The organism is Cloacibacillus sp. (genome assembly GCF_020860125.1).
Classification (GTDB): domain Bacteria; phylum Synergistota; class Synergistia; order Synergistales; family Synergistaceae; genus Cloacibacillus.
Genome location: NZ_JAJBUX010000026.1, coordinates 1 through 13,280 on the forward strand (window position 1 = coordinate 1; position 13,280 = coordinate 13,280).

10 protein-coding genes are annotated in these 13,280 nt (G+C 60.8%); all 10 read right to left on the reverse strand.

The annotated features are described in order from the left end of the window. Window positions 1–116: 116 nt before the first annotated feature. The gene (metG, locus tag LIO98_RS03520) at window positions 117–2,075 is read right to left on the reverse strand and encodes a methionine--tRNA ligase (RefSeq protein WP_291953406.1); all 1,959 of its coding nucleotides are present in this window, start codon (window positions 2,073–2,075) and stop codon (window positions 117–119) included. Window positions 2,076–2,078: 3 nt separating this feature from the next. Next, complete coding sequence (rsmI, locus tag LIO98_RS03525; RefSeq protein WP_291953408.1) at window positions 2,079–2,906, reverse strand: 16S rRNA (cytidine(1402)-2'-O)-methyltransferase; 828 nt, start codon at window positions 2,904–2,906, stop codon at window positions 2,079–2,081. Beyond that, window positions 2,906–3,628: a methyltransferase domain-containing protein gene (locus LIO98_RS03530; protein WP_291953409.1), complete on the reverse strand. Its 723-nt coding sequence runs from the start codon at window positions 3,626–3,628 to the stop codon at window positions 2,906–2,908. The genes rsmI and LIO98_RS03530 overlap by 1 nt, the downstream gene beginning before the upstream one ends. Further along, the gene (smc, locus tag LIO98_RS03535) at window positions 3,628–7,047 is read right to left on the reverse strand and encodes a chromosome segregation protein SMC (RefSeq protein WP_291953410.1); all 3,420 of its coding nucleotides are present in this window, start codon (window positions 7,045–7,047) and stop codon (window positions 3,628–3,630) included. Before smc ends, LIO98_RS03530 begins: the two co-directional genes overlap by 1 nt. After that, on the reverse strand, window positions 7,022–8,524 hold the full coding sequence (locus LIO98_RS03540) for an Rne/Rng family ribonuclease (RefSeq protein ID WP_291953411.1): 1,503 nt from the start codon (window positions 8,522–8,524) through the stop codon (window positions 7,022–7,024). The genes smc and LIO98_RS03540 overlap by 26 nt, the downstream gene beginning before the upstream one ends. Window positions 8,525–8,539: 15 nt before the next feature. Continuing rightward, on the reverse strand, window positions 8,540–9,145 hold the full coding sequence (locus LIO98_RS03545; protein WP_291953412.1) for a TIGR03936 family radical SAM-associated protein: 606 nt from the start codon (window positions 9,143–9,145) through the stop codon (window positions 8,540–8,542). Next, a complete protein-coding gene (locus tag LIO98_RS03550) occupies window positions 9,132–10,919 on the reverse strand; it encodes a TIGR03960 family B12-binding radical SAM protein (protein ID WP_291953413.1) in 1,788 nt (595 codons plus the stop codon). The genes LIO98_RS03545 and LIO98_RS03550 overlap by 14 nt, the downstream gene beginning before the upstream one ends. A gap of 83 nt (window positions 10,920–11,002) precedes the next feature. Then, window positions 11,003–12,124 (reverse strand): rod shape-determining protein RodA, encoded by a 1,122-nt coding sequence (rodA, locus tag LIO98_RS03555; protein WP_291953414.1) that lies wholly within the window; start codon window positions 12,122–12,124, stop codon window positions 11,003–11,005. A gap of 33 nt (window positions 12,125–12,157) precedes the next feature. Further along, window positions 12,158–12,457: a cell division topological specificity factor MinE gene (gene minE, locus LIO98_RS03560; protein WP_291953415.1), complete on the reverse strand. Its 300-nt coding sequence runs from the start codon at window positions 12,455–12,457 to the stop codon at window positions 12,158–12,160. Between the two features lie 9 nt (window positions 12,458–12,466). Beyond that, window positions 12,467–13,267: a septum site-determining protein MinD gene (gene minD, locus LIO98_RS03565; RefSeq protein WP_291953416.1), complete on the reverse strand. Its 801-nt coding sequence runs from the start codon at window positions 13,265–13,267 to the stop codon at window positions 12,467–12,469. Window positions 13,268–13,280: the final 13 nt, after the last annotated feature.

Below are 13,280 nucleotides of genomic sequence, written 5' to 3' on the forward strand. Positions count from 1 at the left end.
TTTAGACGTGCGAATAACGAAATAACTGAGGGCTTGGCAAGCGGAGGCGCACTAATGTGCGGTGAGCATTGCCAAGCCCTCGGTTATGAAGTTAGTCGTGCGTCTAAACACCGATTTTAGCTGATGCGGCTGCCTACGGGAATAGAATCATCCATCACGGTCAGCAGCGTCAGTATCTCCTGCCGCGTCTCGGGGCTTTCCGCCGCGAGCAGCATACCGTTGCTCTGCACACCGCGGAACTTCGCGGGCTTGAGGTTGCAGAGGACGATGATCTTTTTGCCCTCTAGATCCTCCGGCTTGTAGAATTCCCTGATGCTGGAGACGATGACGCGCTTCTCGTAGCCGAGGTCGAGGTTCAGGATGTAGAGTTTGTCCGCCTTCGGCACGACTTCGATCTTTTCCACCAGCGCGATGCGCAGGTCGAGCTTCGCGAAATCGTCATACTCTATCTGAGGCTTCGGCTCAAGGTACTTAAAGAAGGCGGTAGGGTCGAGTTTCGCGCGCTTTTCCAGGTCGCGCGCCTCTTTTTCCTTCTTCCATTTCTCTATGTCGATGCGCGGGAAGAGGATGCCGCTGCGGCTGACTTTAATCGGCCCCTCTACGCCGCCCCACTTCCAGTTCGCGCGGCCTTTGTCGAGCGGATCGCCGTCAAGCCCGAGCTGCGACCAGATTTTCGCCGCCGTATCCGGCATGAAGGGAGCCACGAGCACCGCCGCGAGACGCAGCGATTCCCAGAGGGTGCGGAGCATGGCGTCAAGGCGTTCGACTTCGCCCTCGCGTCCGAGCCTCCAGGGTTCGGTCTCATCAATGTATTTGTTGGCGCGGCTGATGAAGGCCCAGAGGCATTTAAGCGCGTCGTCAAAGGCAAAACGCTCCATCAGCTCGTTCATTTCACTGAAGGTATACTCCGCAAGCGCCTCGATCTCTTTGTCGAGCTCCGTCGGCGTGTAGGAGGCCGGCAGGTCGCAGCCGCGGAATTTGTCGATCATCTGCAGCGAGCGCGAGAGCAGGTTGCCGAGGTCGTTGGCAAGGTCGGAGTTGATGCGCTGCGCCATTGCGAGTTCGGAGAAATCTCCGTCGTGTCCAAAGGGCACCTCGCGGAGCAGGAAGTAGCGGAAGGCGTCGATGCCGTAGAGGCCGACCATCTCAAAGGGGTCGACAACGTTGCCGAGGGACTTGGACATCTTTTCGCCCTCGACGGTCCACCAGCCGTGCGCGAAGACGCGGACGGGGGGATTTACTCCGAGCGCCATCAGCATCGCGGGCCAGATGACGCAGTGGAAGCGGATGATGTCTTTGCCGACAAGATGGCGCACCACGGGCCAGTAGGTCTCCCATTTTCCGCCCTTCTCAGGGAAGTCGAGCGCCGAGAGGTAGTTGATGAGCGCGTCGAACCAGACGTAGATGACGTGCGCCTCGTCGCCCGGCAGGGGGATGCCCCATTTGAGCGTCGTGCGCGAGATCGACTGGTCGCGGAGGCCGCTCTTAATGAAGCTGACGACCTCGTTGTAGCGCTTTTTCGGCATGATCGCGTCAGGGTGTTCTTCGTAGAATTTGAGCAGCGGCTCGGCGTACTTTGAGAGGCGGAAGAAGTATGTCTCCTCCGTCATCTTGGTCAGCGGCCGGTGGCAGTCGGGGCAGGTCTGCCCCTCGCCCATCTGCGCCTCGGGAACGTATGTCTCGCAGGGCACGCAGTACCAGCCCTCGTACTCTCCCTTGTAGATGTCGCCTGAGGCCGTCAGACGGCGGAATACCTCCTGCACGACCTTTTCATGGCGCGGCTCCGTAGTCCTGATAAAGTCGTCGTTTTTGATGTTGAGCGCGGTCCACAGCCTCTGGAAGTTCTGCACGACTTCGTCGCAGAGCGCCTGCGGCGTCATGCCGCGTTTTTCCGCGACGGTCTGGATCTTCTGCCCGTGTTCGTCGGTACCGGTGAGGAAGTAGCTGTTCTCGCCGCCCGACTTGTGCCAGCGGCTGAGAACGTCGGCGGCGATGGTCGTATAGGCGTGGCCTATGTGCGGCACGTCGTTGACGTAGTAGATCGGCGTGGTGATGTAAAAGTTCTTTTCTGTCATAATTTATGCCTCCCTGGAGCAATTTTCTATAATGAATTTTTTAATGACATTCTTCTGTATACCATACTTTATCGCGAGCGAGTTGGCAAGATTTTTCGTCGATTCTCCGGCGCGCGCCAGCGCAAGCGCCTCATCCCGCCAGCCTGCGTCGTCCCGCTCCGCCTCCGCCGCGCCGTCGACGACGCAGACGAACTCCCCACGGATTTTTTCCTCGGGCATTGTATCACAAAATGACAGCAGCGTGCCGCGGATAGTCTCCTGATGCACCTTGCTTATTTCGCGCACGAGCGCCGCTCCGCGGTCCCCGAGGATGCCGCCCATCAGCTCCAGCTCTTTCAGCAGCCGGTGCGGCGACATGTAGAAGACAAGCGTCTCGCGCAGCGTCTTTATCTCTTCGAGACGCCGCCGCTTTTCTTCCCGTTTGCCTTTGAGGAAGCCGACGAAGAGGAAGGAGTCCATCTCGGCTCCCGAGAGCAGCAACGCCGGAAGCAGCGCGTTCGCCCCCGGCAGCACGTCGACGGGATATCCCCGTTCCGCCGCCGCCCGCGCCATTATCCCTCCCGGGTCGGAGAGGCCCGGAGTGCCGGCGTCGGAGACGAGGGCGACGCGTTCCCCCGCCGCGAGGCGCGCCATCAGCGGTTCGACGCGCTCCGTCTCGTTATGTTCATGGCAGGAGATGAGCGGCTTTTTTATTTCAAAATGGTTGAGCAGCTGCAGTGTGCGGCGCGTGTCCTCGCAGGCGACGACGTCGGCTTCGCGCAGTTCGCGCAGGCCGCGCAGCGTCATGTCCTCAAGGTTTCCGACGGGAGTCGGTATGATTATCAGCGGCATCAGCGCACCTCCTCGATAATGTATGCCTCTTTGAGCTCCGGCGTCTCCGAGCCGGAGGCGTCCGTTATGAATAATGGCGGTTCTATTATAAGGCCGTGACTGCCGGAACGCACCGCCTCGACAAGCGCGACGGAGGCGCGTTCGCCGGGGCGCGGATGGACGCAGCGCATCTGTTTCGGCGGCGTCTTATAGCGGTCGAGCAGCGCGAAGAGTTCGCCGATGCGGTCGCCCCGCATCACAAGGTCGAGCCGCCCGCGGTTTTTCAGAAGGTAGTGGGAGGCGGCGATGATATCCTCCAAGCGGCAGCAGGCGCCGTGCATCGCGGTGGAGACCGGCTCTTTCGGGCTCGGCCTGCTGCGCTCCGCCTCGTCGTATGGCGGATTCACCACGATACGGTCAAAGCTCTGGGCCGGGGCGATTTTTTTATATTCGCGGATGTCGGCGGAGATGAATTCCGCCTCCAGGCCGTTCAGCACGGCGTTTTTTTTCGCGAGCGCGATGAGGTGCGGCTGGATGTCGATCCCCGTCACGGGAAAGCCGCGCTTCGCGAGAATGAGGGATACCGCTCCGTGGGCGCAGCCGATTTCCAGTATTTTCTCGCCGCGCTTCGGACGCGAGAAGTGCGCGAGCAGGACGGTGTCTACGTTCACGCGCAGTCCCTCTCCCGCCGCGGGCTGGATCATCTTCAGCGCTCCGCAGAGCAGATTATGGCAGTCTTCCATTATGTCCAGTCCTCGAGCCGCACGCCGACAACCTGTGAGAGTCCCGGCTCCTGCAGCGTGACGCCGTAGAGGACGTCGGCGCGCTCCATCGTCGCCCGCCGGTGCGTCATCGCAAGGATCTGGCGGCTTTTGGCGTATTCTTTCGTCAGCTCGCTGAAGCGGCGGAGGTTGGACTCGTCAAGCGCCGCGTCGACTTCGTCAAGCACCGCGATGGGCGATCCGGCGACTTCCATGGTCGCAAAGAGCAGCGAGATGGAGATGAGGGCGCGTTCGCCGCCGGAGTACTGGTTCAGCACCTGCGTGTGTTTCCCCGGCAGCCGCGCGTCGATCTCGACGCCGGTGTTCCAGATCGTCTCGCCCTCGGTCATCACAAGGTGGGCTTCGCCGCCGCCGAAGAGGGTCTTGAAGAGGTGGCAGAAACGTTCGTCGACCTTCAGAAGGGCGGCGGAGAACTGGCGGTGGGCCATCAGGTCGGTGTCGGAGATGAGCCGCTCGATCTCGGCGGCGCTGGCGCGCACGTCGTCAAGCTGTTCGCCGAGGAAGGCGAGCCGGTCTTTGAGGCTCTGGTCTTCGGAGAGGACGCCCATGTTGACGTCGCCGAAGGCCTTTATCTTCCGGTCGCCGTCGCGTATTTTGCGGTGCAGTTCGTCGACGCCGACGTCGCCGGGAAGCTCCTCGGGGCCGGGATAGGGAAACTGCTCCTCCCAGGTGCTGACAAGTTCGCCGAGATCGCGCTCCGTCTCGCCCTTGCGGGCCTGCGCGAGCGTGAATTTTTCCGATTCGCCCTGCATGCGGCTCTCCGCCTTTGTCTGGCGGCTTTTGATGTATTCTTTGATTTTTTCAAGCCTCGTATAGAGGCCGCCGTGTTCCTCGATCTCCGCAAGAAGCTCTTTGCGGCGCAGATGTATCTCTAGGCAGCTGCCGCCGACGCGGGCGAGGTTGGAGCGTTCGCGGACGCAGCTCTGGTCAAGCTCCGCCGTCTCCTCCTCAAGCTTGCGCAGTTTGCTCTCCTGCGCGCGCACGTCGTTGCTCACGCGGTTCATCAGGGCGAAGCCCGCCGAGAGGTTGGAGGCCGCCACGGTGGCGCGGGCGCGGCATTTTTCGCGCTCCTCAATAAGGTGGCGGTCGTCCTCCACATCGGAGGCGCGGTCACGCTTTTCTTCCAGTTCGTCCATCGCGGCTAGCAGCGCGGACCAGCTTTTTCCCTCCGATTTGATGGAGTCGAGTATCCGGCCTCGTTCTCCGGCGGCGCGGCGCTGCTCCTTGGCGATGGATTCTTTCTGGTCCTCTATAACGGCTATTTTGCCGTTCACCTCGCGTATTTTGCGGGTGTATTCTTCTTTTTGCTCGGAGGCGGCAAGCTCTTTTCCCTCGGCCTCCTTGTATTTTTTCGAGAGGGACTCCGCGGCGCGCTGGGCCTTATCCGCCTCTTCCTCGAGACGGGCGACCTGCGCCTTCATCTCAAGCACACGTCCGCTCTTCTGGCTGCGGCCGCCGCTCACGGTGCCGCCGGGCTGGAATACGTCGCCCTCCATGGTAACTATGGGGCCTCTGAAACCGGAGCGCACCAGCTCTTTTCCGATATCGTAGGTATCTACAATTAGCAGGTCTCCTAAGATGTGCTGTATGGCCGGCAGCCAGTGGTCTTCGACGCGAATCAGCTCGATCGCCCAGCCGACGACGCCGCGCGACGGCAGCCACGCCGCCTTGTTGGGATAGCGCGGACGAGCCCTCTCGAGAGGCAGGAAGGTGGCGGTACCGGCGGAGTTCTTTTTCAGCTGGCTGATGCAGCGTCCCGCCTCGTCCATGTCCTCGACGAGCAGCTGAAACTGGCGGCCGCCGAGGTAGGCCTCGAGGGCCGTCGCGAGGTTGGCGGGGGCGGAGAGAACGTCGATGACGGCGTGCGGGTCCGCGTCAAGCCGTTTCAGCTTGGAGGCGGAGAGCAGATGGCGCACCGGCGCGGGATAGAGCCCGGCCTGCAGCGATTCGGTCGCGTCGTTGAGCTTTGAGCGCAGGTTCACCGATTCGCGCTTGGCGCGCTGCAGTTCGGCGGCAAGGTTCTGACAGAGGGCGTAAAGCTCGCTGTGCTCCTTGACCAGCTTCTCCTGCTCGGAGTTGAGCCGGGTGCGCTCTTCCTCAAGATGTTTTATCTGAAAATCAAGGTCTTTGCGTTCGTCGGGGGCGTTTGCCTTTTTGCTGCGCAGCTCGAGCAGCTCTTTGCCCAGATATGAAAGTTTTGCGCGGCACTTCTGCAGTTCGCCGTCGAGGCGCCCCTTTTCGTTGTTCCACGCTTCGCGCTCAAGGCGCGTCTTTTCAAGCCTTTCGTTGTATTCATTCCACTTTTTCTCGATCGCCTTCTGGGCCAGTTCGGCCTTTTGGAGCTCTTCGCGCGCATTTTTATTCTCTTCAAGGGATTTTTTTTGCTCTTCGAGCAGCTTGGCGTAACGCTCTTTCGCCTCCGCCTGTTCGGTCCTGGCCTCCTGCAGCCGCGCCTTCGAGCCGCGCAGGTTCGCCGCCGAGGCGTAGCCGGACTTTATCAGGCTGTCGAAACGATTGCGGCATTGTTCCAGCTCCCAGCTCTGCTGGCGGTGGGCCTGCGCGGCGTGCGTAAGTTTGAGCTCCAGCGCCCCGTTCGCACCCTTCCAAAAGCGCGACCAGAAGATCGTTCCCTCACGCAGCGAAGCTGCGGCCTCCAGCTCCGCGGCGATGGCCGCGACGGTCCTTTCACATTCGGCGCGGCGCAGCCAGTAGAGCAAACGGCGGTCCCCCTCGATGCTGTCAAGGATCGCGCGCATCTGCGCGGCGCGCGCCACGTCGGGCGCGATCTCCTCGCGGCGCGACGTTAGCTCTCCCATCAGGTGACGCAGCTGGTCGTATTCCTCTTTGACGGTGGTGAGGCGGTCCTGCGCCTCCATGCGTTTTTTTCTGTAGATATCGATGCCGAAGAGCACCTCAAGGTGCATACGGCGCTCGGAGGGGCTCTGTTTGAGCACCTCCTGCACCTCTCCCTGGCCGATGAAGGCGAAACGGGCGCCCTCGAGCTTCCAGCTCCTTTTTATCTCGTCCAGTTCTGTAAGCGTCTTTCGCGCGTTATCGACAAAGAGGCTCGTCGTGCCGTCAGGGGCCGTGACGCGGCGTTTGACGGAGCATACGCGGTCATCTTCGCGCAGATGGAGGGTGACCTCCGCCTCACGCGCCGTCTCTTTGCTGACGGAGCCCTGAAAGAGCAGGTCGCTCTGGCGGCTGATACGCAGACGGCTCGCGCTGCTGTCGCCGAGAGACCAGCGCAGCGCGTCGAGCAGGTTGCTCTTACCGCTGCCGTTCGGCCCGACGATTGCCGTGAAGCCCGACGAGAGGATGAGGTCGTGAGAGCCGCCGAAGCTCTTGAAGCCCTTAAGCTGAAGGCGACCGATGTACAATGGCCCAGCCCTCCCGCTTCTGAAGCACGTTTATGCGATGTTCCACCTGCGACAGCGAGCCCTGACACTTGAGACGGTATTTGCCCCAGGAGAGGTCGGGACAGCCGCGGATGAATATTTTTCTCTCAAATTCTTCCTCCCAGGCGGAGAGGAAGGTCTCGCTTATATATTCGGCGACGGTCGTGTAGCACTCCACCAGCAGAGCCTCCGCCTTCGACGAGAGCGTTATCTTCCTGATGAAGCGTTTGATCTGCACCGCTACGCTCTCCTCTTTGGTCACCGTTCCCAGCCCGCCGCAGAAGGGACAACCGCGCGTAAGCGCCGCCCTGATGTCCGTGCGCGCGCGTTTCCGCGTGATTTCCACAAGGCCGAGGCCGGTGACGCCGTAGACGCGCGCCTTGCAGCGGTCGTTTTTGAAGAGCTCCTGCAGCTGGTGCACGAGGGCCTGGTTGTCCGACTCGTTTTCCATGTCGATAAAATCGACGACGACGATGCCGCCGAGCGCGCGCAGCCGCAGCTGGCGGGCGATCTCGATGGCGGCCTCAAGGTTCGTCTTGAGCACCGTGTCGTTAAGATTTTTTGAACCGACGAATTTGCCTGTGTTGACGTCGATCACCGTCAGCGCCTCGGTCTGGTCGATGACGAGGTAGGCCCCCGAGGGGAGCCAGACCTTGCGGTCCTGCAGCTCGGCGATCTGGTTTTCCAGCCCGTAGACTTCAAAGAGCGGCATTTTGCCCTTGAAGAGGTTTACGTCGATCTCCTTTTCGGGGAAGAATTTTTTGACGATCGCCTCGACGCTCTCTTTTTCCTCTTCGCTGTCGATGACTATCTCGTCTATCTCGTCGGTCAGCTCGTCGCGCAGCACGCGCTCTAGAGAGCCGATATCCCGGTGGATGAGACAGGGGGCGCCGTTCTGTTTCGCGTTGCGCTGGATCGTCTCCCACTGTGAGAGGAGCCCTTCGACGTCCTCGCGCAGCCCTTCGGCGTCGCAGCCCTCCGCGACGGTCCTGATGATGATCCCGAAGTTTTGCGGGCGCAGATCCTTCGCGATGGCGCGCAGGCGCGCGCGCTCCTCGTCGTCCTCGATACGCTTTGAAACTCCCGTCTCGTGGCCGCCGGGGATCAGCACCATATAGCGGCCCGCGAGCGAGACGCGCGGTGAGACGCGCGCGCCCTTGCCCTTGCGCGCGTTTTTGACGACCTGCATGAGCATCTCCATACCCGGCCTGACCTCCATGCCCTTGACGTCGTCAAGGTAAAGGAATCCGTTCCTGCCGTCGCCGAGATTCAGGAAGGCGGAGTTCATCCCCGGCAGCACGCTGTCGACCCGCGCCTTGTATATCTCGCCGGTCCGCTGATGCTCAAGCATCCGCTCGACAAAGAATTCGTAAAGTTTCCCCTTTTCGTCGATGATGGCGATCCTGATCTCCTCGGGGTCAACAAGATTGGCTATTATCTTTTTTGACCAGCCTGACATATCTCAAACCTCCAATTAAATAAGCGGAAGAACGGCGCCGGCTTCGGCGTTCCATTTGCCGACGGTGAGGCGTTCCATACGCAGGTCCCGCCAGCCGGAGACTACCTCCGCCGCGGCAAGCGCTTTGACGAGCAGACCGGCGCCGCAGTGTTCGAGATCGCCGACCGTAAGCGTCACCGTTCCCTCATTAAAGGAACAGGCAAAGAGCGCGTTCAAGCGCGTGGCCTCGTCGGACAATACCTGCGCCGCCCGCCCGTCAAGGGGCGCGCCGTCGCCGGATATCCGGTAGACCACCGCGTCTATCAGCTTTGCCAGGTTTAACCCGTCCTCTACTTCCGCATATTTCAATATTTTTAATCCCTCGGGGAGCATCTCGCTCCACCGATGGAAAGATTCCTCATCCCATTTTTCAAACCAGAAGTCCGCCGGCTCCGCCAGCCCCTCCACTCCAATAGCGAGCGGCGAAGCGAGGCTTATCCGCGGGTGGGGCGAAAAGCCCTGGGTGAACTCCTGCGTCAGCCCGGCGCGCCGCGCGGCGCGGGAAAAGATTACGGGCAGGTCCATGTGGTTCACAAAGGTGAAGAGTCCCCGCTTTTCAAAGATGATCCTAATTCTCGACATGGGGGCACCCCTTCGCCTTCGTACGGCCCTGCCAGCCGCAGCCGTTACAGCCGCCGCGGCAGTCGCCGGTAGTCGCCGCCGCGAGTGCCTTTTCGCGTTCGCGCAGCAGAAAATCTTTCGTCACACCGCAGTCTATGTGGTCCCACGGCAGTTTATCGTCCACTCCGCGCGCCGCTGTGTAACTAGCCGCGTCTATCCCCAGGTCGGCAAAGACCGCCGCCCAGAGGTCGAAGTTGAAGTATTCCGTCCAGCCGTCAAAGCGCGCTCCGCGCCGCCAGGCCTCCTCGACCGCCGCCGCGAGGCGGGAGTCGCCGCGCGCGAATACGCCCTCAAGAAAGGTCTGTTCCGGCTCGTGATAGGAGAGGGAGACTTTTCTGTTTTTCAGCGAATTCTTAAGTCCGCGGCCGCGCTCACGCAGCTCGGCGATGGAGGCCTGCGCCTCCCACTGGAACGGCGTGTGCGCCTTCGGCACGAATCCCGCGATGGAGGCGTTGACGTCGCCGCGCCGCTTGTAGCGTTTGGCGATCGAGGCCGCGCGGCTGCATATATCCAGAATGCCCGCGAGGTCCTCCGCCGTTTCGGTCGGCAGCCCCATCATAAAGTATAGTTTGACCCGGTCCCAGCCATGGGAGAAGGTCTCGTCCAGCGCCGCCTCGATCGCTTCGTCCGTGACGCCTTTGTTGATGACGTCGCGGAGGCGCTGCGTTCCCGCCTCGGGGGCGAAGGTGAGGCCGCCCTTCCTCATCGACTCCAGCCCCGCCGCAAGGTTCACGGAGAAGGTGTCGACGCGCAGGCTGGGCAGGGAGAGCTTTATCTGGTTGTCCGCAAGCATCGGGGCGAATTTTTCCATCGCCGCCGGCAGCCCGTTCCAGTCGCAGATGGCGAGGGACAAAAGCCCGACCTCCTCCCACCCCGTCGAGGCGAGCAGCCCCTTGACCTGTTCGCAGACGGATTCGGCGCTGCGCTCCCGCAGCGGGCGGTCGATGATCCCCGCCTGGCAGAAGCGGCAGCCGCGCGTACAGCCCTTAAATACCTGTACGGCGACCCGGTCGTGGACGATGCCGGTATTCGGCACGATCATCGAGGTGTGGTAGAAGGCGCCGTCGAGGTCTTCGGCGATCCGCCGGCGGATCTTTCTGCTTCCGTCGTACAGCGCCGGCACATAGACCCCCTCAATGGCGGCCAGCGCCGCGAGCCTCTCGGCCCGTTTGGCGCCCTTGAGCCCGTGGAGGCATTTCAGCACCTCCGGTATGAGCACCTCGCCGTCCCCCACCATAAAGGCGTCGATAAAGGGGGCGACCGGCTCCGGCGCAAGCGCGCCGATGCCGCCGGCAAGGATGAGCGGATGCTCCTCCCCGCGCTCCGCGGAGCGGAACGGTATCCCTGCAAGATCAAGAATCGTTAAGATATTCGTGTATGAAAGCTCGTACTGCAGCGTGAAGCCCACGGCGTCAAAATCGGTGAGCGGACGTTTGCTCTCAAGCGCCCAGATAGGCGTGCCGGAATCCCGCATCGCCGCCTCCATATCCGGCCATGGCGTGTAGACGCGCTCCGCGTCGGCGTAGGGCAGCGATTTTGTCAGCGGGTAGAGTATCTGAAAACCGAGGTAGCTCATCCCCACCTCATAGAGGTCGGGAAAGGCGTAACAGATACGCACAAGATCCTCCCCCTCTTTGACAGGGCCGCTTCCCCATTCGCCGCCGATATAACGGGACGGGCGCTTAACAGAGGAGAGCAGCCGGCGAAGCCGCCCCTCTTCAATAGCTCCTTGCATATAATTTCCTCCTAAAATCTTTTATACGAAATCCGCCCCCGTACGCCAATAGGCCGCGTACGGTCCGGCGGAGCATACCCGGGTTAAAATCTATCTTTGCGCGCGACGATGTTCGCGCTCTGAACAAGGGCGAGCCCCAACGATATCACAAGCAGAGAGCTGCCTCCGTAACTGAAGAGCGGCAGCGGCAGCCCCGTCACCGGCGCAAGCCCCATGCTCATCGCCACGCTCTCCATGATCTGAAACCACAGCCACGCCGCGATTGCGGCGCACATCAGCTTCGCCTGTAAATCCTTCGTGTACTGCGAAACATTCAAAATGCGCCACAGCAGGACCGCGAAGAACAGCAGCACGACGGCGCATCCGATAAAGCCAAACTCCTCCGAGAAGACGCTGAAGATAAAGTCGGTGTGCGGCTCCGGCAGAAAGTGGAGCTTGCCCTGCGTGCCGTGCATGAAGCCCTTGCCGTAAAGGCCCCCCGAACCGACCGCGATGCGCGATTGTATAACATTATACCCCGAACCCTGCGGATCGATCGTCGGATCGAGGAAAACCAGCAGGCGCATTCTCTGATAGGGTTTCAAAACCATCCACCCAAGCGGCAGCATCGCCATCCCCACCCCCGCCATCGAAGCGAGGATCTTCACGGGCGTGCCCGCCGCGATGAATACGGCTATCAGCATCACGGCATAGACCAGCGAGCTGCCCAGATCCGGCTGCAGCATTATCGGCACGATAGCGGCCCCCGCGACGAGCACGGCGGCGCCGATCCCGCGCCTGTTGTTGGGCGGCAGCGCCGAACAGAGCCTCGCAAGCGCGAGCGCGAATATCACCTTGCCGAGCTCCGAGGGCTGAAAACGGAAGAATCCGAAGTTGAACCACCGCTGCGACCCCTTCGCGGTATGCCCCACGACAAGCAGCGCCACAAAAATTATGACGATGCAGACGAAGAGAGGACCGGCGTATTTAAGAAAATTCCTGTAGTCCGCTTTGAGTACCGCCAGATAGACGACCGCGCTCATCGCGCCCCAGACCATCTGTCTTATTACGAAGCCAGAAACGGAGGCGTCGCCCTTAGCGAACGAGGCGCTCGCACTGTAGATCGCGGCGAGGCCGAAGCAGAAGAGGACGAGAGTGACAATGATCATTACCCAATCTGTGTATGACCGGATGTCGCTCCAACTCGTGGAAAATTTTTCAGCCATCGTTATATGCGCCAAGCTTGACGGCGAAGAGCATTACCTTTCCGTCTCCCCCGTCCTCTTTCTGCCCCTGACTGGCCGCTGCATGTTTTTCAGCGGAATACTCGCCAGCAGCGCCACCGAGCGGTCTTCTCTGTTAAGGTCGAGCTCGATCCCGTTTTCGTCGATATCAAGATACTTTTTGATCGTATTTATAAGGTCTGCGCGCAGCGCCGTGAGTATCTCCGGCGAGATATCGTTCCTGTCATGTATAAGCACCAGCTGTAGCCGCTCTTTCGCCACCGAGCTGCTCTTCTGCGAGCCGAAAAGGCTGCTGATACAATCAAATATTCTCATACCGATCACCTAACCCTTGGAAAACAGTTTGCGCAGCGAGGCGAATATTCCGCCCTCTTCCTTCGAAAGGTCCATAAAGGGGACCTCTTCGCCGCATAACCGCTTAGAGATATTTTTATAGGCTTCGCCCGCCTTTGTGCCGCCGGAAAAGATGAGCGGCTCGCCGCGGTTGGCCGAAATGACAATCGATTCGTCGTCTGGGATCATACCCACAAGATCCACGGCGAGGATGTCAAGCACATCCTGAACGCTCAGCATATCGCCGCGTTTGACCATGTCAGGACGGATACGGTTTACGATCAGCTGGATAGGAGCCTTGTCCATCGACTCAAGCAGGCCGATGATGCGGTCCGCGTCGCGCACCGCCGAGACCTCCGGCGTCGTGACGACGAGCGCCTCGGTGGCCCCGGCCGCCGCGTTGCGGAACCCCGACTCGATACCGGCGGGGCTGTCGATGAGTATAAAGTCGAAATCCGGGCTCAGGTCGCCGCAGAGCTTTTCCATCTGCTCAGCCGACACGGCGTCCTTCGTCTTCGACTGCGCCGTCGGTATCATATAGAGGTTTTCCAGCCGCTTGTCACGTATAAGCGCCTGGTTGAGCCGGCAGTTACCCTCGATAACATCTATGAGCGTATAGACGATGCGGTTTTCAAGGCCCATGATAACGTCAAGATTTCTCAGTCCGACGTCCCCGTCGATGGCCACAACCCTGTACCCCTCGGAAGCGAGAGCCGCCGCTAAATTTGCCGTGGTCGTCGTCTTTCCGACGCCGCCCTTACCCGAAGTAATTACGATTATTCTGCACCCCAAAACTGCATCCTCC

What these genes read in the sequence shown, in the direction of transcription:
- metG (WP_291953406.1), bottom strand. Translation starts at nt 2,075, where the DNA reads ATGACAGAAAAGAACTTTTACATCACCACGCCGATCTACTACGTCAAC.
- rsmI (WP_291953408.1), bottom strand. Translation starts at nt 2,906, where the DNA reads ATGCCGCTGATAATCATACCGACTCCCGTCGGAAACCTTGAGGACATG.
- LIO98_RS03530 (WP_291953409.1), bottom strand. Translation starts at nt 3,628, where the DNA reads ATGGAAGACTGCCATAATCTGCTCTGCGGAGCGCTGAAGATGATCCAG.
- LIO98_RS03540 (WP_291953411.1), bottom strand. Translation starts at nt 8,524, where the DNA reads ATGTCAGGCTGGTCAAAAAAGATAATAGCCAATCTTGTTGACCCCGAG.
- LIO98_RS03545 (WP_291953412.1), bottom strand. Translation starts at nt 9,145, where the DNA reads ATGTCGAGAATTAGGATCATCTTTGAAAAGCGGGGACTCTTCACCTTT.
- LIO98_RS03550 (WP_291953413.1), bottom strand. Translation starts at nt 10,919, where the DNA reads ATGCAAGGAGCTATTGAAGAGGGGCGGCTTCGCCGGCTGCTCTCCTCT.
- rodA (WP_291953414.1), bottom strand. Translation starts at nt 12,124, where the DNA reads ATGGCTGAAAAATTTTCCACGAGTTGGAGCGACATCCGGTCATACACA.
- minE (WP_291953415.1), bottom strand. Translation starts at nt 12,457, where the DNA reads ATGAGAATATTTGATTGTATCAGCAGCCTTTTCGGCTCGCAGAAGAGC.